The sequence below is a fragment of the Streptomyces sp. NPDC059582 genome (assembly GCF_042735715.1).
In the GTDB taxonomy this organism is placed as follows: domain Bacteria; phylum Actinomycetota; class Actinomycetes; order Streptomycetales; family Streptomycetaceae; genus Streptomyces.
The window spans coordinates 88676-107289 of sequence record NZ_JBHWCC010000024.1 but is presented as its reverse complement, the minus strand read 5'-3'; the positions used below and the strand labels follow the sequence as shown (position 1 = coordinate 107289).

Sequence of the window (18614 nt, the reverse complement as noted above, 5' to 3'; positions counted from 1 at the left end):
GCCCGGCGGAGGCCCCGGTCCGTAGCGTCGACGGCATGACACAGACACAGTCGGCCGTGTCCTGCACGGGGGCGGTCAAGTCCTTCGGCGCCGTACGCGCCGTCGACGGCCTCGATCTGGAGATCGCGCGCGGCGAGACGGTCGCGCTGCTGGGCCGCAACGGCGCCGGGAAGTCCACGACGATCGCGCTGCTGCTCGGCCTGTACGAGCCCGACGCGGGCACGGTGGAACTGTTCGGCGGCCCTCCGGAGTCGGCCGTGCGCGCGGGGCGGGTGGGCGCGATGCTCCAGGAGGCACGGGCCGTCCCCCGGGTCACGGTCCGCGAGTTGGTCTCCTTCGTGGCCGGCCGCTACCCGGCGCCGCTGCCCGTCGCGCGCGCCCTGGAGCTGGCCGGGGTGGCGGAGCTGGCCGGGCGGCGGGTGGACCGGCTCTCCGGCGGCCAGGTCCAGCGGGTGCGGTTCGCGGTGGCGCTCGCCGGGAACCCCGCGCTGATCGTCCTCGACGAGCCGACCGCGGCGCTGGACGTGGAGGCGCGGCACGCCTTCTGGGACTCGATGCGCGGGCAGGCCCGCCGCGGCCACACCGTCATGTTCTCCACCCACTACCTGGAGGAGGCCGACGCGTACGCCGACCGGATCCTCGTCGTCGACCGCGGACGGATCGTCGCGGACGGCACGGGCGAGCAGCTCAGACGGGAGGCCGGCGGCAACCTGGTCTCCTTCGACCTGGCCGGCCGCGCCGCCGACGGGCTGTCCCTGCTGCCCGGGGTGCGTTCGGTGGAGGTGCGCGGGCAACGGGCGCTGCTGCGCTGCGAAGACTCCGACGCGACGGTGGTCGCGCTGGCGGAACTGGGTGCGGTACGCGGTCTGGAGGTCGTCCCGGCGTCGCTGGACGACGCGTTCCTGGCCCTGACGTCACGAGCGACGGAGAAGGTGCGATGAGGGACTACTTGCGGCTGGAGGTGCGGCGCACCCTGCGCGACCCCGGCTTCGTGATCGGCGGGGTCGCGATGCCGGTGATGATGTACCTGCTCTTCACCAACCTCGGTGCCCAGGACGGCGGCTGGCGGACGGCCTCGATGGTCGGCCTGGCCGCGTACGGCGCGGTCGGCTCCGCCCTCAACACCGGCGGCGGGGTCGCCGAGGACCGGGCGATCGGCTGGCTGCGGCAGCTGAGGGTGACCCCGATGACCCCGCGCGAGGTCGTCACCGGGCGGACGCTGACCGGCTCGGTCACCGTGCTCCCGGCGATCGTCGCGGTGCTCGCGGCGGGCGGCCTGGTCAACGGGGTACGGCTGGCGGCCTGGCAGTGGGTGGCGCTCGCGGTGCTGCTGTGGCTGGGTTCGATCCCCTTCACCCTGCTCGGTCTCGGCAACGGCTACCGGCTGACCGGACAGACGACAGGCGTGGCGAACATGGTGTGCAACCTGGGCTTCGCGGTGGTCGGCGGCCTGTGGTTCCCCGTCGCCCTGTTCCCCGGCTGGCTGCGCGCCCTGTCCGCCTGGACCCCGACCAACCGCTTCGCCCAGCTCGGCACGTCCGTCGCCGACGGCCACGCTCCCCCGCCCGGTGCGCTGTTCGTACTGGCGGCCTGGCTCGTGGTGTTCGGTTCGTACGCTGTGCTGTCGTACCGACGGTCCGGGCGGACCGTCTGAACGGGGGAACAGAGTGATGTCCTTGCTTCACCGGGCCGGGAACCGGCTCGACGCGCTGCGGACGGCGGCCGGGCAGGCGCGGGAGCGGCAGCGGCACCACCGGCGGACCAGTAGACGGCTGACGGCCGAGTACCGCGCCGCGCGGAAGGCCGGGAAGGCACCGGAGCACCCGGGGCCGCCGCCGACCGGCTTCAGCCTGCTGCCGTGGCTGCTGATGGGGATGGGCGCGTTCTCCAACCTCTTCCAGGGCCGGACACCCAACCCGTGGATCGGCGGAATAGGCCTGTTCACCTTCAACTCCCTGTACATCTACGTGGTGTTCCGCGCCTTCCACAAGGAGGTGCGGGAGGCGGTGTCGACCCGGGCGGCGCTCGGCCTGATGGCCGTGGTGACCTGCGGACTCGCCATCGGCTACGGCGGCAACTGGCTGCTGTTCTTCCCGCTGCTGGGCCTTGCGACGGGTGCGGCGCTGCGTCTGACGCACCTGCGGTCCGTCGGTACGGCGGTGGCGGTGCTCGCGGGCGTGGTCTCCTGCGCCCGCGACGGCTGGAGCGGGCTCAACATCGCCTACGCCACCTGGATCTCGACGATGGTGACCGCCGCGATCCTGTCTCTCTCCGAGGCTGTTCGGGAACTGCGTGCCGCCCGCGAGGAACTGGCCCGGCGCGCGGTGGAGAAGGAGCGGCTGCGTTTCTCCCGCGACCTGCACGACCTGCTCGGACACACGCTGTCGGTGATCGTGGTGAAGTCGGAGGCGGCGCGGCGGCTGGCGCCCCGGGACATGGCGGCCTCGCTGGCCCAGATCGCGGACATCGAGTCCGTCGGCCGTCAGGCGCTGACGGAGATCCGCGAGGCGGTCACCGGCTACCGCGACGGCAGCCTGGCCACCGAACTGGACCGGGCCCGGTCCGCCCTGACCGCGGCGGGCATCGAGCCGTCGGTACGGCAGTCGGGGCCGCCCCTGGTGTCCCAGGCCGAGGCGCTGCTCGGGTGGGTGGTGCGGGAGGCGGTCACGAACGTCGTCCGGCACAGCGGCGCCACCCACTGCGAGATAGCCGTCTCCGGCGGCGAGGACCGGGTCCGGTTGACGGTCACCGACGACGGAACGGGACCGACACCGGGTTCGGCCTCCGATCCGGCGACCGGCCCGGCGCCCGGGATCGGGGGCACCGGCCTCAAGGGCCTGACGGAACGCCTCGCGACGGCGGGCGGCTCCCTGGCGGCCGGCCCCGGACCACGGTGCGGGTTCGTGGTCCGGGCGGAACTCCCGGTGGACGCGGCGGAACCGGACGAACTCACGGCGGGACGCACGGGCGCGTGAGCGGACGCGCGCCCGGGCGGGCCCTACGGCCTACCCTTGCCCCGTGAACGAGATGCCCCGGGACCATCGGCCCGCGAAGTCCATCAGGGTTCTGCTCGCGGAGGACCAGGGAATGATGCGCGGGGCGCTGGCCCTGCTGCTGGGGATGGAGGCGGACATCGAGGTCGTGGCACAGGTGTCCGCCGGGGACCAGATCGTGGACGCGGTGCTCCTGCACCGGCCGGACGTCGCGCTCCTCGACATCGAACTGCCGGGCCGCAGCGGCCTGGACGCCGCCGCCGAGCTGCGCGACGAGGCGCCAGACTGCCGGGTGCTGATCCTGACCACCTTCGGGCGGCCCGGGTATCTGCGGCGGGCCATGGAGGCGGGAGCCGCGGGCTTCCTCGTCAAGGACGGGCCGGTGGAGGAACTGGCCGTCGCCGTCCGGCGGGTGCTGACCGGGGAGACGGTGATCGACCCGGCGCTCGCCGCGGCCGCGTTGAGCGCGGGGCCCAACCCGCTGACCGCCCGCGAGTGCGACGCGCTCAACGCCTCCGCGGACGGCGCGACCGTCGCCGACATCGCCGTCCGGCTGCACCTCTCCGAGTCCACCGTGCGCAACTACCTCTCCGCCGCCATCGGCAAGACCGGCACCCGCAACCGGATGGAGGCGATGCGGGAGGCTCGCCGCCAGGGATGGCTGTGACCCGCCCGTACACCACCTACGACTGCGCCAAGTCGTCTTGAGGATCCCCTACTTCGTCACCTCCGCCGACTTGAAGGACGTGCCCTTCGGGGCCAGGCACACGAACCAGTCGTCCAGGGAGCCCTCGGCCGGCCGGATCGCGAACTCGTCGGCCGCGACCGCGTCGTCGGGCGTCTCACCGCCGCCGGTCGAGTCCCTGCCGAGCACGGTCGTCGTCCCGTCCTTCCAGGTGCAGGTGACCTGCCGGGCGGTCCTGGCGACATGACCGACGACCAGGCGCTGCGGTCCGTCGGAAGCGGGGTCCAGCGCGAGGGCACCACTCTCCAGGTCGGTGCCCGTCTGCGCGTCCTGCGCGTCGACCGTCCTGTGCATGATCCAGGAGGCATCGCGGCCGGTTTTGTCCCCGAAGCCCCGGTACGCGAAGTAGGAGGTCCTGCCGACCAGGTCGGAGGCCACACTCACGTCCACCGGCATCTCCGCGTACTCGGCCATCGCCGACACCTCCGCCTGCGCTTCCGACTCGTCGCGCGGTGCCGTCCACACGTCGACGAAGACCTTCCACGGCTTGCCCTGCTCGGTGCCGTGCGCCAGCAGCGTCCGGTGCGGCGCGAACACGCCCGCCGTCCCGGTCTCCGACGGCGCCGTCACGGCCGGATCCGCCCCGTCCCCGCTCCCGCCGGGCATCCCGGCCGGCGCCAGTGTCCCGGTCGTGCCGACGATCACCAGAGCGGTGGCCGTCGCGACCGCCCAGCGGCGGGCCCGTCGGCGTCGGCCGCCGCGCACGACCGCGTCCGTGGGGGCTATACCGATCTCGACCCCGTCCGCGGCTTCGGCCAGCAGGAGGGCGATGTCGTCGTGTGCCATGTCGTGGTTCGTCTCCCGGTCCGCGCTCATCACTTCCGCCCTCCGCAGGTCAGCGTCTCGGCGAGCCCCGGTACGGCACGGAGTTTCGCGATCCCCTTGGCCGCGTTGCTCTTCACCGCGCCGACCGAACAGCCCATCGCCTCGGCCGCCTGGCTCTCGGTCAGGTCCTCCCAGTACCGCAGCACGACCGCCTCCCGCTGCCGCGGGGGCAGCTGGGCCAGCGCCTTCAGCAGGGCGTTGCGGTCGTCCGCCTGGGAGATGCGGTCACCGGTGTCCGCCACCTCGTGCGCGAGACCCGTGTCGTCCTTCGGCGCCAGGAACTCCCGCAGTTTCCTGCGGTGTCGGCGCGCATGCGCGTTGATCATCACGCGCCGGACATACGCCTCCGGGTCGTCGGCCGAGCCGACTCTGCGCCAGGCCACGAAGGTCTTCTCCAGCGTCGACTGGACCAGGTCCTCCGCGGCGTGCTGCTCCCCCGTGAGCAGGAATGCCGTACGCATCAGCCGCGGCCAGCGGCCGATGACAAAGGCCTGGAACTCCTCGTCCCGGGCCGACTTGCGCTCCCCCATGGGCACCTCCTAGATGTACAAAGGAGTCCATGGGCCGCCCGGACCGTTGCCTCACTCCGCGGATTTCCCGGAACTCCTCGCACCCCCGGATCCCTTGGCACTCCCGGAAGCCTCTGAAACCCCGGAACCCCCAGTGACCCCTGGACCCACGCCATTCTCCGAGGGCACGGCTGTCGCCAGAGCCGCCGCGGGCCGTCGCGGCAGCCACAGCAGCATCAGTGCCGCGCCCGCCAGCAGCACCGCCGTGGATGTGCGGAACACCAGTGCGTACCCCTCGGTCAGTGCCTGTGGTGTCGCGCTGCCTCCCGTGCGGGCCGCCGCGAGCGTGGACATGATCGCGAGTCCCAGCGAACCGCCCATCGTGCGGGAGGTGTTGACCAGGCCGGACACCAGCCCGGCCTCTCCCGGCGCCGCCCCCGAGGTGGCCAGCGCGGCCAGCGGTGTCGCGGCCAGGCCCGCGCCCAGCATCATCAGGATCCCCGGCAGCATGATCGTCGTGAGGTACCCGCCGTCCGCGGTCATCGTCGACTGCCAGCCGAAGCCCGACGCGGCCACCAGCGTGCCCAGCACCGCCACCGTCCGCGGCCCGGCGGTCCGCATCAGCCGCGGCGCGAGCTTGGAGCCGAGGACGACGGCGAGGGAGCTCGGCACCAGCGCGAGACCGGCCTCCAGCGGGGTGTAGCGGAGCACGTTCTGCGCGTACAGCGTCATGAAGAACCACATGCAGAACATCCCGGAGCCGCTGATGAACATCCCCGCGTTCGCGGACGCCACCGAGCGCAGCCGCAGCAGCCCGAGCGGCATCAGGGGGGCCGCCGTACGCGCCTCGACGGCGAGGAAGAGCCCGATCAGCGCGAGCCCGACGGCCAGCGGCACCAGCGTGGCCGCCGCCGTCCATCCCTCCGCCTCGGTCTGCGAGATGCCGTAGGCGAGCGTGGCGAGCCCGGCCGTCACCAGCAGCGCGCCCGGCAGGTCCAGCCGCCGCCCGTCCCCGGCCCGGCTCTCCGTCAGCCACCGCAGGGCGCCGAGCAGGACGAGCGCGCCGACCGGCACGTTGATCAGCAGCACCCAGCGCCACGACAGCACGTCCACCAGCACCCCGCCGACCAGACCGCCCGCGGCTCCGCCGCCCGCGCCGACCGCCGTCCAGGTCGCTATGGCCCGCGCCCGCGCGGCGCCCTCGGGGACCGCGGCGGTCAGGATGGTCAGCGTCGACGGCGCGAGGACCGCCGCGCCCAGTCCCTGCACGGCCCGCGCGAGCAGCAACTGCCAGTCGTCCTGGGCCAGCCCGCCGCCCAGCGAGGCCAGCGTGAACAGGGCGAGCCCCGTCAGGAACATCCGCTTGCGCCCGTAGAGGTCGCCGGCCCGGCCGCCGAGCAGCATGAACCCGGCGAAGGCGATGGCGTACGCGTTCACCACCCATTGCAGTCCCGAGGAGCTCAGCCCGAGATCGGCGCGCATCGACGGGAGCGCGACGTTGACGACGGACACGTCGAGCACGACGAGGAACTGTCCGGCGCAGGCGAGCGCCACCACCAGCCCGGTGGAGGACTCGGTGCGACGAGGGAGTCGAGGGTGACGAGCGAGACGAGCGAGATGAGAGAGGTGGAGGAGGCGAGAGCGGTGAGAGAGACTGAAGGGACGGGTGGTGTCAGCGGCTTCCGGCATGGGTGTCATGGTCTCAACCGGCCCGCACCCCTTGCATCGGGATTTCGGCCGAGACGCGACCTAGGCCACGAGGACCAGGGGCCAGGCGCCAGGCGCCAGGAGCGAGGAGCCAGGGGCTAGGGGCCAGGGGCTAGGGGCTAGGGGCCAGGGGACGGCCGGGCGCTTCCCCAAGAGAAGGTCAAGATTTCGTTAGTAACCCAAAGCATCGGAATAGTTGCCCCGGCACACGGGTTTTCCGTGCACGTATGCCCGCGCGGGTCCTCTACCGCGATCCCCGCACGGATCACTCTCTCGACGTTCTTCCGGCCTGGAGGCCTCACTCAATGACGCACACGACGACCGACCAGCCCACCCGGAGAGCGGGCGGGGCCGTCGTCCCGGTCCTCGCCTTCGCGGGCATCGTTGTCGCGGTGATGCAGACCCTGCTCGTCCCGGTGATCAAGGATCTGCCGCAGCTGCTGGGCACCGCGCCCAGCAACGCCACCTGGGTCCTGACCTCGACGCTGCTCTCGGGAGCCGTGGCCACGCCGATCATGGGCCGCCTCGGCGACCTCAACGGCAAGCGGCGCATGCTCATCCTCAGCCTGGCCGTGATGGTGGTGGGCGCGCTGATCAGCGCGCTCACCAGCGATCTCATCACGATGATCGTGGGTCGTTCGCTCCAGGGCTTCGCGATGGGCGCCATCCCGCTCGGCATCGGCCTGATGCGCGACATGCTGCCCCGCGAGAAGCTCGGCTCGGCGATGGCCCTGATGAGCTCCTCGATCGGCGTCGGCGGCGGTCTCGCGCTGCCCGCCGCGGCCCTCGTCGCCCAGCACGCGAACTGGCACGCCCTCTTCTACGGCGCCGCCGGACTGGGCGTGCTCGCCATCGCCCTCACCCTCTTCGTCGTGCCCGAATCCCCGGCCCGCGCCGCGGGCACCTTCGACCTGCCGGGCGCGATCGGCCTGTCCACCGGCCTCGTCCTGCTCCTGCTGCCGGTCACCAAGGGCAGCGACTGGGGCTGGACGTCCGGCACCACGCTCGGCCTGTTCGCCGCCGCGATCGTGGTCCTGCTCCTGTGGGGCGTGATGGAGCTGCGCGTCAAGGCCCCCCTCGTGGACCTGCGTACCACCGCCCGCCGTGAGGTGCTCCTGACGAACCTCGCCTCGATCATGGTCGGTGTCAGCTTCTACGTCGTCTCCCTCGTCCTGCCCCAGTTGCTCCAGCTGCCCACCGCCACCGGCTACGGCCTCGGCCAGTCGATGGTCGTCGCGGGTCTGTGCGTGGCCCCGCTGGGCCTGACGATGATGTTCACGGCGCCGGTCTACGCCCGCCTCTCGGCCCGCTACGGCCCGAAGACCACCCTCATCCTCGGCATGCTGATCATCGCCCTCGGCTACGGCGGCGGCCTCGGCCTGATGGACGCGGCCTGGCAGACCATCGTCACGTCCGTGATCCTGGGCGCCGGTATCGGCCTCGCCTACTCCTCCCTGCCCGCGCTGATCGTCGGCGCGGTCCCGGCCTCGGAGACGGGCGCGGCCAATGGTCTGAACACGCTGATGCGCTCCATCGGCACGTCGGTCTCCAGCGCCGTCATCGGCATGGTGCTGGCCAACACGGCGAACAACGTCGGCGGTAAGGCGATCCCGACCCTGCACGGCTTCCACGTCTCCTTCCTGATCGCGACCGCAGCCGTCGCCGTCGGCCTCCTGCTGGCCCTCTTCCTGCCCGGGCAGCGCGCGTCGGCCGTGTCGCAGCTGCGCGCGAGCAGCGAGGAGGACGCCAACCTGGAGCGCGCCGAGGAGGTGCTGCGGAGCTTCCGCGGACGCGTCCTGGGCGCCGACGGCGCTCCCGTGCCCCGCGCCAAGGTCACGCTGATCGACCGCCGGGGCCGCCAGGCCGGCGCCACCCTCTCCGCGGAGGACGGCAGCTACGCCCTCGCCGTGCCCGCCCAGGGCCCCTACGTCCTCGCCGCCAGGGCCGCGGGCCACGCCCCGCTCGCCTCGGCGGCGACCCACCCCGGCGAGGACCGCCCGGTGGACCTGGACCTCTCCCTGCCGGGCGAGACCGTCCCGGCCTGACCCGCGACACCTGTCGCCCCGTCCCCTTCCGCCCCTTCCCCCGCACCCCCCGTCGCTCCGGCGCCGGGGGGTGCGGCAGCATGAGCGTCCTCCGCGCCCGGAGCCACCCGTACGACCGAAGAGGCCCCCCATGCCCGCAGCACCCAAGCCCGAGACCCTGGCCGCGTTCGAGGCCGCGAAGGGGTTCATGCCCGTGCACGAGGGGCTCGCGCTGTACGCGGCCGCCGTCGAGGCGGGGAAGCTCGGGCTGCCGCTGCTGGAGGTCGGCACCTACTGCGGCCGCTCCACGGTGCTGCTCGCCGACGCGGCCCGCGCGAGGGGGGTCACCGCGATCACGGTCGACCACCACCGCGGCAGCGAGGAGCAGCAGCCGGGCTGGGACTACCACGACCCGGAGACGGTCGACCCCGAGATCGGCCTGATGGACACGTTGCCCACCTTCCGGCGCACCCTGCACCGGGCCGGTCTGGAGGACCACGTGGTGGCGGTGGTCGGCCGTTCCCCGCAGATCGCGGCCTTCTGGAAGTCGCCCCTGGGTCTCGTCTTCATCGACGGCGGCCACACCGACGAACACGCCGGCGCCGACTACGAGGGCTGGGCACCCCAGGTCGCCGAGGGCGGTCTGCTGCTCATCCACGACGTCTTCCCTGACCCGGCCGACGAGTTCACCGGCCAGGCCCCGTACCGCGTGTACCTCCGGGCGCTGGAGTCGGGCGCGTTCACCGAGATCTCGGCGACGGACTCCCTCCGGGTCCTGCGCCGCACGGGCCCGGGGATCTGAGGACCCGCGGGCCGAAGCGGCCTGCGGGCCGGCGGGCCGGCGGGCCGGCGGGCCGAAGAAGGCTGCGCGCCTGTGGGCCGAAGATGGGCGGGGTGCCGGTCCGCGGGCCGAAGAAGGCTGCGAGGCTACGGGCCGAAGCGGTTCGTGCACACGACACAGCCGTCCGCCAGGTCTCCCATGGCGGACGGCTCGTGTCCTGGTGTTCAGAGATCCGAGTCGGCGGCGGCGACGTAGTGTCCTGGGCCACTGGACGACACCGGCCTGGGCCGGCGGCGGGATTCGAACCCGCGTTGCTCTCTGAAGAGGAGAAGTAGCCGCAACCTGCGCACCTGAACGACCACCACGCTATCCGGACGCCGTCGCGCGGGCACCCCGTTTTCCGCGCCGTCCCGCGCGCGTCCGGCACCGCCGGCCCGGGCGCCGGGGACGAGGCGGTTAGGGTGACTGTCGTGTCGTATCAAGGCCCGGAGTTCGAACCCGCACAGCCCCGCCGCTCCCCGCTGCGCCGCCCGCTGGTCGTGGTGCTCGCCGCGCTGGTGCCGGGGACACTGCTCGGCTGGGGGGTGTACGCGGCGAGCGGCGGTCCTGGGGACTCGGGCGGCGCGGACACCGCCGCGGTGGGGACGCCGGCGGGCGGCCCCTCCTCCCCCGACGGCTCCGACGGCTCCGACGGCTCCGACGGCTCCGACGGGAAGAAGCCCCCGCCGGCGTCGGCCACCACGGCGTCCGGCCCGCTCGAGGGCAAGGTCGTCGTCATCGACCCGGGCCACAACCCGACCAACCACCTGCACACCGCCGAGATCAACCGCAAGGTGGACATCGGAACGAACAGCAAGGAGTGCGACACCACCGGGACGGCCACCAACTCCGGTTACGCGGAGGCCAAGTTCACGCTCGACGTCGCCCATCGCCTGCGCACGCTCCTCCAGTCGCAGGGCGCCACGGTGAAACTGACGCAGGACGGCGACCGTCCGTACGGGCCGTGCGTGGACGAGCGGGCCCGGATCGGTAACGCCGCACACGCCGATGCCGTCGTCTCCCTCCACGCGGACGGTTCGGCGGTCGGCAACCGCGGTTTCCATGTGATCCTCCCGGCGTCCGTGCACGCCGGGGCCGCCGACACCCGCGCGATCGTCGGCCCTTCGCGCGACCTCGGCGAGCGCGTCGCGGGCGCCTTCGTCCGGGTCACGGGCAGCGCGCCCTCCAACTACATCGGCGACGGCACCGGTCTCGTCACGCGCGAGGACCTCGGCGGTCTCAATCTGTCAACGGTTCCCAAGGTGTTCATCGAATGCGGCAACATGCGCGATACCAAGGACGCGGCGCTGCTGACCAGCGGCGCCTGGCGGCAGAAAGCAGCTCAGGGCGTCTCTGAGGGAATCGTGAGTTTCCTGCGCGGGTAGTCATCAGGGCGCCGCACCAGGCGGACAGCCCGATCGTACGGACGATAATGTCGTTCTTACGATGAGGGGCCACCCCCGCGCTTCACACCAGCGCCTGACGGCGACATGGTGTACAGCGACGCCTCTACCGACGATGTGACGACTGACGAAGGACCTGAAGTGAATATCCGCTCCCTCACTCGAGGCGACGGCGTGGTGATCGGAGCAGCGGTATTGCTGTTCATCGCGTCGTTCTTCGATCTGTACTCGATCGACGGGATCCCCGGCAGCTACGACCTCCCGAGCCTGTGGGGCAGTGGAGGGGTCGTCCTCGGGGTTGTGCTGGCGGGGATCATCGGCGCCGCGCTCATCGTCGTCTCCCGGGGTCTGCCGCAACCGCCGAAGGTCGTCGGTCTCGACCTCGGCCAGTTCGGCGTCGCCTTCGCGGTGTTCGCCGTGTGGGCCGCGCTCGGCAACGTCTTCGACCCGGCCGGTGGCTACGACAACGTCGGCAACGACTCCAGCGGAGTCAGCGCCGGCACCGGACTGGTCCTGGCCCTGATCGCGACGCTGGTCCTGGCCGGGGCGGCCGTCGCCACCCCGATGGTCCCCGCCCTCCAGGCCCCGCTCGTCCCGGCCCCCAAGCCCCAGACCCCGCAGCCCTACGGCGCCCAGCCGCCCGGCGGTTACGGCTACCCGGGCGCGCCGCAGCCGCAGTACGGCGGCGGTCAGCCCTCGTACGGCGGCCAGCCGCCGCAGCCCCAGGCCCAGACTCCGGCCCCCGCTCCCGCCCCGGCCTCGGCGCAGCCGCCGGCTCCGTCGGCCGGGGACTTCTCCCCGTTCTGGTTCGCCGTGCCGGTGCCGCGTCCGCTGTTCGCGGAGGACGGTTCACCGACGCCGATCGCCGAACTCGCCCCGGGCACCTGGTACCTGGCGGTCGAGCAGAACGGCGCGGCGCTGATCGCGCAGACGCAGGACGGCCGTCGTGGCGTGCTGCGGGACACCTCCGGGATCCAGCGCGGCTGACGTGGCTGTCGTGAGCGGCCCCTCGCCCTTCCGGGCGGGGGGCCGTTGTCGTACAGTCGCAGCCCCTGACTGACACCCCATCAGGCGACTGGAGGCGGCATGCGGCTCGGTCTCGCACTCGGCTACTGGGGGCGCGGCCCCGGCGCGGACCACGTGCCGCTGGCCCAGGAGGCGGAGCGGCTCGGCTACGACTCCGTGTGGACGGCGGAGTCCTGGGGCTCGGACGCCTTCACCCCGCTGACCTGGATCGCCGCGCAGACCTCCAGGATCAGGCTGGGGACGGCGGTCGCGCAGATGGCGGCCCGGCCGCCGACGACGACCGCGATGCAGGCGCTGACCCTGGACCACCTCTCCGGCGGACGCGTGCTGCTCGGCCTCGGTCTGTCCGGCCCGCAGGTCGTCGAGGGCTGGTACGGCCGCCCGTTCCCGAAGTCACCGCTGACCGCCACCCGGGAGTACGTGGACGTCGTACGGCAAGTGCTGCGGCGCGAGGCGCCGGTGGAGCTGGACGGCCGCTTCCACTCCCATCCGTACCGGGGTCCGGACGGCACCGGCCTCGGGAAGCCGCTGAAGCCGATCACTCATCCCCTCCGCCGTGACCTGCCGATCCTGCTCGGTGCCGAGGGGCCGAAGAACGTGGCGCAGACGGCCCGGATCGCGGACGGCTGGCTGCCGCTGTACTGGGCGCCGAACCGGCCGGAGGCGTACGGGTCCGCGGTCGCCGACCTGCCCGAGGGCTTCCTCGTCGCACCACTGGCCCAGGTGCGGGTCTGCGACGACGTCGGCGAGGGGCTGCTCCCCGTCAAGGCCATGCTCGGCTTCTACATCGGCGGGATGGGCCACGCGGCCCGCAACTTCCACGCGGATCTCATGGCGCGCATGGGTTACGAGGAGGAGGCGCGGCGGATCCAGGAGCTGTTCCTGTCCGGGCGGCGCGAGGAGGCGGTCATGGCCGTACCGGACGCCTTCGCCGACGAGATCTCCCTGGTGGGACCGCGCGGCCGGATCGCCGAGCGGCTGGAGTCGTGGCGGAAGGGTCCGGTCACGGACCTGCTGGCGCTGGTGCGGGATCCGCACACCCTGCGCGTCCTGGCCGAACTCAACTCCTAGGACGCGCGGGGGTCTGTGCGGCGCCGCTCAGCCGCCGGCCAGCTGGCCGGCGGAGGGTACCTTGTTCTTCACATCGGCGCCCGCGCTCTGGCCGGCGGACTTGACCTGGTTGATGATGTCGTCGAAGGAACCCACGACGGCGTCGGTCGAGTCGCCCTTGCGCAGCTTGGACGACAGGCTCTTGAGCGCTTCGACGCCCGCGCCGAGCGGGGCCACGGCCTTCGCGAGCGTGGGGTCGCCCTGGGCGTTGCGCAGCGCGGCCTTGAGCCGGTTGTACGCGAACGCGCCCGCGACGCCCGCCTTCACCAGGGCGAGTCTCCTGCCCTTGGTGCCCTTCTTGAACTTGCCTGCCTTCCATGGTTTGACGATCCACTGGTAGGTGGCGCCGGCCGCGAGGCTCGCGTTCGCCACGAAACGGGTCTTGGCGAGTTTCTGCCGCTCGACGGTCGCGCTGGGGCTGGCCGCCGCGACGGCCGCCGTGTTCTGCACGGAGTTCCCGGTGCCGCAGGCGGTGGCACCTGCGAGGAGGGCACAGCAGAGGGTGAGCGCCACGGCGAGGCGGCGTATCGGCACTGGCACGGAGTTCTCCCAACGTGAGGAGGTTCTCCCAGCAGGTTCACCCCGTGACGTCGACTACGCCACTTGGGGGACGGCGAGCCCGGGCGCCCCCTGGGCACTCCGGGTTTCTCCAGGTTTCAATCAGGGATCCGGGGCCAGACGGTAGACATGTCCACTCGATATCGCACGGGGTCCAACTCCGCAGGAACGGTCATAGCGGTGGTCGCCGACATCATGGCCGTCATCCTCGGACTGTGGATCATCATGTACCTGTTGGACGCCAACCGGGGCAACGACCTGGTGCAGTTCGTCCATCACGCGGCCAACTGGCTCGCGGGCTGGTCGCGTGACCTGTTCACGTTCGACGAGGCCTGGGCCCGTGTCGTCGCCGGTTACGGCCTGGCCGCCGTGGTCTACCTGTTCATCGGCCACGCCATCGCCAACCGCGCCCACCGCCACTGACGACGGGCGCGGCCTAACCGCAGCAGTCCGGGTCCAGCCCACTGGGCAGGAACTCGCCGCCGAAGACCGCGCAGGTGGCCTCGTGGCCGCCGAGCGCGGCCACGGCCAGCAGCAGTGAACCAGCCGTCCAGGTGGTCAGTTCCCGCGGCCAGAGGGTCTCGTCGTCGAAGACGTAGCCCGTCCAGTACAGCCCGCTGTCCGCGTCGCGCAGGTGCTGGATGGACTGGAGGATCTCCAGCGCCCGGTCGGACTCGCCCATCGCCCAGAGCGCGAGGGCGAGTTCGGCCGACTCGCCGCCCGTCACCCACGGGTTGGGGACCACGCAGCGCACCCCGAGACCGGGGACGACGAAGCGGTCCCAGGCCTCCTCGATACGGGACTTGGCCTCGGCTCCGGTCAGGGCGCCGCCGAGGACCGGGTAGTACCAGTCCATCGAGTAGCGGTCCTTGTCGAGGAACCGCTCCGGGTGGCGCCGGATGGCGTGCCGGAGCGCTCCCGCCGCCAACTCCCAGTCCGGCTGCGGCTCTTCACGCTGCTCGGCGATGGCGAGCGCGCAGCGCAGCGCGTGGTGGATCGAGGAGCTGCCGGTCAGCAGCGCGTCCGTGGTGTCCGTGCCGTCGTCCGCGCGCCGCCAGCCGATCTGCCCGCCGGGCTGCTGGAGCCCGAGGACGAACTCGACGGCCGCGACGACCGCCGGCCACATCCGCTCCAGGAAGGTGTCGTCGCCGGTGGCGAGGTAGTGGTGCCAGACGCCGACGGCGATGTAGGCGACGAAGTTCGTCTCCCGGGCCCGGTCGGTGACCTCGTCGAAGGCGCCGTCGGCGTAGGCCGCGTACCAGGAGCCGTCGGCGTTCTGGTGCCTGGCCAGCCAGGTGTACGCCCGGTCGGCGGCCTCGTGCTCGCCCGCCGCGTCCAGCGCCATCGCGGCCTCGGTGTGGTCCCACGGGTCGAGGTGGTGGCCCCGGAACCACGGGATCGCGCCGTCCTCCCGCTGCACGTCGAGGATGCCGCGGACGGTCGCGGCGGCCTGCTCGGCGGTGAGGACCCCGGGCAGGACGAGGTGTTCTGTCCGGGGGGTGGTCACAGGGCGTCCGCCTCGGACGAGCCGGCGACACGGGGCAGGTGCGGCTTGGTCGCGTACGCCACGAAGCTCTTGCCGATCAGCGGGTTCAGCGCCTGCTCGGCGACCCGGGTGGCCAGCGGCTTCTTCATGATGTCCCAGACCAGGAGCTTGTGGTACGCCCGCACCGGCAGCACCTTGTCGTTGTCGACGCCGAACGCGCACTTCAGCCACCAGTACGGCGAGTGCAGCGCGTGGGCGTGGTGGGTGCCGTACGGGCGCAGGCCGGCTTCCCGGATCTTCGCGAGGAGTTCGTCCGCCTTGTAGATGCGGATGTGGCCGCCCTCGACCTCGTGGTAGGCGTCGGACAGGGTCCAGCAGACCTTCTCGGGGCCGTAGCGCGGGACCGTGATCGCGATGCGTCCGCCGGGCTTGAGTACGCGGACCATCTCCGCGAGGACACCCTTGTCGTCCGGGATGTGCTCCATGACCTCGGAGATGATCACGACGTCGAAGGACTCGTCGGGGAAGGGCAGGGCGAGCGCGTCGCCCTCCATGGCCGTCGCGGTGGCGCCGGCCGGGGCCTCGCCCGCCTCCTTCATCGCCGCGAACCACTTCGCGACCTCGCGGATCTCGTCGCCGTTCTGGTCCAGGGCCACCACCTGCGCGCCGCGCCGGTAGCACTCGAAGGCGTGCCGGCCCGCTCCGCAGCCGAGGTCCAGGACTCGGTCGCCCGGGGCGAGCGGGAACCGGGAGAAGTCGACGGTCAGCACGTGGCCCTGCTTTCGGGGTAGACGCCGGTAACGCTGGTCGAGGTCGTGGGGCCGGACCCTGGTGAGGCCGCGGTGGGGGTGCCCCCGCCGGCGCGGAGCCGGGCGTCGGGGCGGGCGATGGCCTCCCGGTAGTGGGCGACCGTGCCCTCGGCGGCGCGGGCCCAGGTGAAGCGGGCCAGTACGCGTTCGCGTCCGGCGTGGCCGAGCCGCGCCCGCAGCTCCGGGTCGCCGAGCAGCCGGCTCAGCGCGCCGGCCAGCGCCCCCGCGTCGCCCGGCGGTACCGCCAGGCAGGTCTCGCCGTCGCGTCCGGCCACCTCGGGGATGGCCCCGCCGGTGGTGGCGACCAGCGGTGTGCCGGTGGCCATGGCCTCGGCGGCCGGGAGGGAGAAGCCCTCGTAGAGGGACGGCACGCAGGCGACCTGCGCCGAGCGGACCAGGTCGACGAGTTCCGCGTCGGAGATGCCCTTGACGAAGTCGACGGCGCCTTCGAGGCCGTACCGCTCGATGAGCTGGGCGACCGGCCCGTCCTCGGCGCGCTTGCCGACGACGACCAGGTGCGCGTCGGGGTGCTCGGTGCGTACCTTCGCCAGTGCCTCGACGAGGTGGACCAGGCCCTTCAGCGGCACGTCCGCGCTGGACGTGGTCACGATGCGGCCCGGGACCTGCGGCACCGACGGGTCAGGGGAGAACAGGTCGGTGTCGGCGCCGATGTGGACGACGTGGACGCGGTCCTGACGGACACCCATGTGGTCGACGATCTCCTGGCGCGAGGTGCCGGAGACGGTGAGCACGGACGGCAGCCGGCGCGCCACGCGCTTCTGCATCCGGGTGAAGCCGTACCAGCGGCGTACGGAGAAGCGGCGCTGCCAGCCGTCGGCCGCGTCCAGCTCCAACTGACGGTCCACGGTGATCGGATGGTGGATGGTGGTGACGAGGGGCGCGCCGACGTCACCCAACAGCCCGTAGCCCAGCGTCTGGTTGTCGTGCACGACGTCGAACTCGCCGCGCCGGGCGCGCAGATGGCGGCGGGCGCGCAGGGAGAACGTCAGCGGTTCCGGGAAGCCGCCGGTCCACATGGTGGCGACCTCGAGCGCGTCGACCCAGTCGCGGTACTCGCCGCGGCCGGGGGTGCGGAACGGGTCGGGCTGGCGGTAGAGGTCGAGGCTGGGCAGCTCGGTGAGGCTCAGACGGTCGTAGGCCGGGCCGTCGCCCTCGTCGAGGACGGGATACGGCTGGGCGCCGATGACCTCGACGCGATGGCCGAGGCGGGCCAGCTCGCGGGAGAGATGGCGGACGTAGACGCCCTGGCCGCCGCAGAACGGGTTTCCCTTGTAGGTGAGGAGCGCGATGTCGAGCGGTCGCTCGCCGTCCGCGGCGAGATCCTCCTGAGGACCCGCCTGACTGGCCTCAGCGGTCACTCTGGGCCCCCTTCTGCGTGCACTGTCCCGCGAGATTACGCCGGGACGCTAATCTAGAACAAGTTTCAGACTTGATCGTTCGGGAGGCTCTGAATCTACCGGCAGGTAGGGGAGCTGTGAGCAGTGGATCAGGTGATTCACGCCACGGCGGACGGCTCTGCCATGCTGTCTGATCACTCGCCCTCACCGACTGTCACGGAACAGGATCCATGCCTGCGGAAGCCAAGGTGATCAAGGTGGAAGCCAGCGCCGACAGACCGGCCCTCGCGCCGCTCACGGAGCGGCAGGAGGCGCGCCGGCGCCGCATCCTGCACGCGAGTGCCCAGCTGGCCAGCCGGGGCGGGTTCGACGCGGTGCAGATGCGCGAGGTCGCGGAATCCTCGCAGGTGGCGCTGGGCACCCTGTACCGCTATTTCCCGTCCAAGGTGCATCTGCTGGTCGCCACCATGCAGGACCAGTTGGAGCACATGCACGGCACGCTGCGCAAGAAGCCGCCGACGGGCGACACGGCCGCCGAGCGGGTCGCGGAGACCCTGATGCGCGCGTTCCGCGCCCTCCAGCGCGAGCCGCACCTGGCGGACGCGATGGTGCGCGCCCTGACCTTCGCGGACCGCAGCGTCTCCCCCGAGGTGGACCAGGTCTCCCGCCAGACCACGGTGATCATCCTGGACGCCATGGGGCTGGAGCACCCGAGCCCCGAGCAGCTCTCGGCGGTCCGCGTCATCGAGCACACCTGGCACTCGGCCCTCATCACCTGGCTGTCGGGCCGCGCCTCCATCGCCCAGGTCAAGATCGACATCGAGACGGTGTGCCGGCTGATCGACCTCACGTCCCCCGAGGAGACCCCGTAGGGGCGGAGCGGGACCGAGCGCAGGGCAGGACCGGGGGCGGCGACAAAGGGATCCGCGCGGGTCAGCACCACGCGGCGGCGGAGACTGGGTCCGCGCGGGGCACGGCCCGGGCAGCGGAAAACCTACGAGACGGGTTCCCTTCGCCGGCATGGTCCGGATCAGGTGGTGGAGGTCGCCTTCCGGTCCGACTGCTACCTTCCGGCCTCTCAGCCCGACCGTCGACGTCGGCCTCGGCGGATGCCTTGACAGATGCCTCGGCGTCACGCCCAAGTCGGCTACTCCGGTCGAACTCCCTCACTCGCCTCGTAGGCCACTACCAGGATAGAACCTCCCGAGCTGGATATAACACCCCAAATCGAAATTTTCTTT

Annotated in this window: 18 protein-coding genes and 1 riboswitch; of the genes, 11 read left to right on the top strand and 7 right to left on the bottom strand. The window is 72.2% G+C overall.

What is annotated here, in order from left to right:
• Window positions 1–35 precede the first annotated feature (35 nt).
• From ACFV0T_RS21500 to ACFV0T_RS21485, 4 genes are read left to right on the top strand one after another with little or no spacing between them, the layout of a single operon-like run.
• The gene (locus tag ACFV0T_RS21500) at window positions 36–941 is read left to right on the top strand and encodes an ABC transporter ATP-binding protein (protein ID WP_385781339.1); all 906 of its coding nucleotides are present in this window, start codon (window positions 36–38) and stop codon (window positions 939–941) included.
• Window positions 938–1654: an ABC transporter permease gene (locus tag ACFV0T_RS21495; protein WP_385781337.1), complete on the top strand. Its 717-nt coding sequence runs from the start codon at window positions 938–940 to the stop codon at window positions 1652–1654. Before ACFV0T_RS21500 ends, ACFV0T_RS21495 begins: the two co-directional genes overlap by 4 nt.
• Before the next feature lie 16 nt (window positions 1655–1670).
• Entirely contained in the window at window positions 1671–2975 is a 1305-nt protein-coding gene (locus tag ACFV0T_RS21490; RefSeq protein WP_385781335.1) for a sensor histidine kinase, read from the top strand.
• A gap of 52 nt (window positions 2976–3027) precedes the next feature.
• Window positions 3028–3660: a response regulator gene (locus tag ACFV0T_RS21485; protein ID WP_385781412.1), complete on the top strand. Its 633-nt coding sequence runs from the start codon at window positions 3028–3030 to the stop codon at window positions 3658–3660.
• Window positions 3661–3708: 48 nt separating this feature from the next.
• Here the strand turns inward: ACFV0T_RS21485 and ACFV0T_RS21480 are convergent, their stop codons facing one another.
• The 3 genes from ACFV0T_RS21480 to ACFV0T_RS21470 are packed head-to-tail and all read right to left on the bottom strand — an operon-like array spanning window position 3709 to window position 6770.
• The gene (locus ACFV0T_RS21480) at window positions 3709–4554 is read right to left on the bottom strand and encodes a hypothetical protein (protein WP_385781333.1); all 846 of its coding nucleotides are present in this window, start codon (window positions 4552–4554) and stop codon (window positions 3709–3711) included.
• On the bottom strand, window positions 4554–5093 hold the full coding sequence (locus ACFV0T_RS21475) for a SigE family RNA polymerase sigma factor (protein ID WP_385781330.1): 540 nt from the start codon (window positions 5091–5093) through the stop codon (window positions 4554–4556). The genes ACFV0T_RS21480 and ACFV0T_RS21475 overlap by 1 nt, the downstream gene beginning before the upstream one ends.
• A 51-nt stretch (window positions 5094–5144) precedes the next feature.
• Window positions 5145–6770 (bottom strand): MFS transporter, encoded by a 1626-nt coding sequence (locus ACFV0T_RS21470; protein ID WP_385781327.1) that lies wholly within the window; start codon window positions 6768–6770, stop codon window positions 5145–5147.
• A 314-nt stretch (window positions 6771–7084) separates the two neighbouring features.
• On the opposite strand from ACFV0T_RS21470, the gene ACFV0T_RS21465 reads away from it, so the two are divergent.
• The 5 genes from ACFV0T_RS21465 (at window position 7085) to ACFV0T_RS21445 (ending at window position 13123) form a co-directional block, all read left to right on the top strand.
• On the top strand, window positions 7085–8824 hold the full coding sequence (locus ACFV0T_RS21465; protein WP_385781325.1) for an MFS transporter: 1740 nt from the start codon (window positions 7085–7087) through the stop codon (window positions 8822–8824).
• 130 nt (window positions 8825–8954) lie between these two features.
• Window positions 8955–9605: a class I SAM-dependent methyltransferase gene (locus ACFV0T_RS21460; RefSeq protein ID WP_385781322.1), complete on the top strand. Its 651-nt coding sequence runs from the start codon at window positions 8955–8957 to the stop codon at window positions 9603–9605.
• 449 nt (window positions 9606–10054) lie between these two features.
• A complete protein-coding gene (locus ACFV0T_RS21455; RefSeq protein WP_385781319.1) occupies window positions 10055–11008 on the top strand; it encodes an N-acetylmuramoyl-L-alanine amidase in 954 nt (317 codons plus the stop codon).
• Between the two features lie 159 nt (window positions 11009–11167).
• Window positions 11168–12013: a hypothetical protein gene (locus tag ACFV0T_RS21450; RefSeq protein WP_385781317.1), complete on the top strand. Its 846-nt coding sequence runs from the start codon at window positions 11168–11170 to the stop codon at window positions 12011–12013.
• A 99-nt stretch (window positions 12014–12112) separates the two neighbouring features.
• Window positions 12113–13123: an LLM class F420-dependent oxidoreductase gene (locus ACFV0T_RS21445; RefSeq protein ID WP_385781314.1), complete on the top strand. Its 1011-nt coding sequence runs from the start codon at window positions 12113–12115 to the stop codon at window positions 13121–13123.
• Window positions 13124–13150: 27 nt separating this feature from the next.
• Here ACFV0T_RS21445 and ACFV0T_RS21440 read toward each other — a convergent pair whose 3' ends face one another.
• On the bottom strand, window positions 13151–13702 hold the full coding sequence (locus tag ACFV0T_RS21440) for a hypothetical protein (RefSeq protein WP_385781312.1): 552 nt from the start codon (window positions 13700–13702) through the stop codon (window positions 13151–13153).
• Between the two features lie 147 nt (window positions 13703–13849).
• On the opposite strand from ACFV0T_RS21440, the gene ACFV0T_RS21435 reads away from it, so the two are divergent.
• On the top strand, window positions 13850–14143 hold the full coding sequence (locus tag ACFV0T_RS21435) for a hypothetical protein (protein WP_385781309.1): 294 nt from the start codon (window positions 13850–13852) through the stop codon (window positions 14141–14143).
• Between the two features lie 13 nt (window positions 14144–14156).
• Here ACFV0T_RS21435 and ACFV0T_RS21430 read toward each other — a convergent pair whose 3' ends face one another.
• Genes ACFV0T_RS21430 through ACFV0T_RS21420 form a run of 3 tightly spaced genes read right to left on the bottom strand, consistent with a single transcriptional unit; the run spans window position 14157 to window position 17394 of the window.
• Window positions 14157–15227, bottom strand: a complete 1071-nt coding sequence (locus ACFV0T_RS21430; protein WP_385781306.1) for a prenyltransferase — start codon at window positions 15225–15227, stop codon at window positions 14157–14159.
• A complete protein-coding gene (locus tag ACFV0T_RS21425; RefSeq protein WP_385781303.1) occupies window positions 15224–15976 on the bottom strand; it encodes a class I SAM-dependent methyltransferase in 753 nt (250 codons plus the stop codon). Before ACFV0T_RS21425 ends, ACFV0T_RS21430 begins: the two co-directional genes overlap by 4 nt.
• Window positions 15970–17394 carry a glycosyltransferase family 4 protein gene (locus ACFV0T_RS21420; RefSeq protein WP_385781300.1) on the bottom strand — a complete coding sequence of 475 codons (1425 nt, stop codon included), beginning with the start codon at window positions 17392–17394 and terminating at the stop codon, window positions 15970–15972. The genes ACFV0T_RS21425 and ACFV0T_RS21420 overlap by 7 nt, the downstream gene beginning before the upstream one ends.
• A 209-nt stretch (window positions 17395–17603) precedes the next feature.
• Here ACFV0T_RS21420 and ACFV0T_RS21415 point away from each other — a divergent pair, with 209 nt between their 5' ends.
• Window positions 17604–18245, top strand: a complete 642-nt coding sequence (locus ACFV0T_RS21415) for a TetR family transcriptional regulator (RefSeq protein WP_385781298.1) — start codon at window positions 17604–17606, stop codon at window positions 18243–18245.
• A 118-nt stretch (window positions 18246–18363) separates the two neighbouring features.
• Window positions 18364–18551, bottom strand: a riboswitch (TPP riboswitch).
• Window positions 18552–18614: the final 63 nt, after the last annotated feature.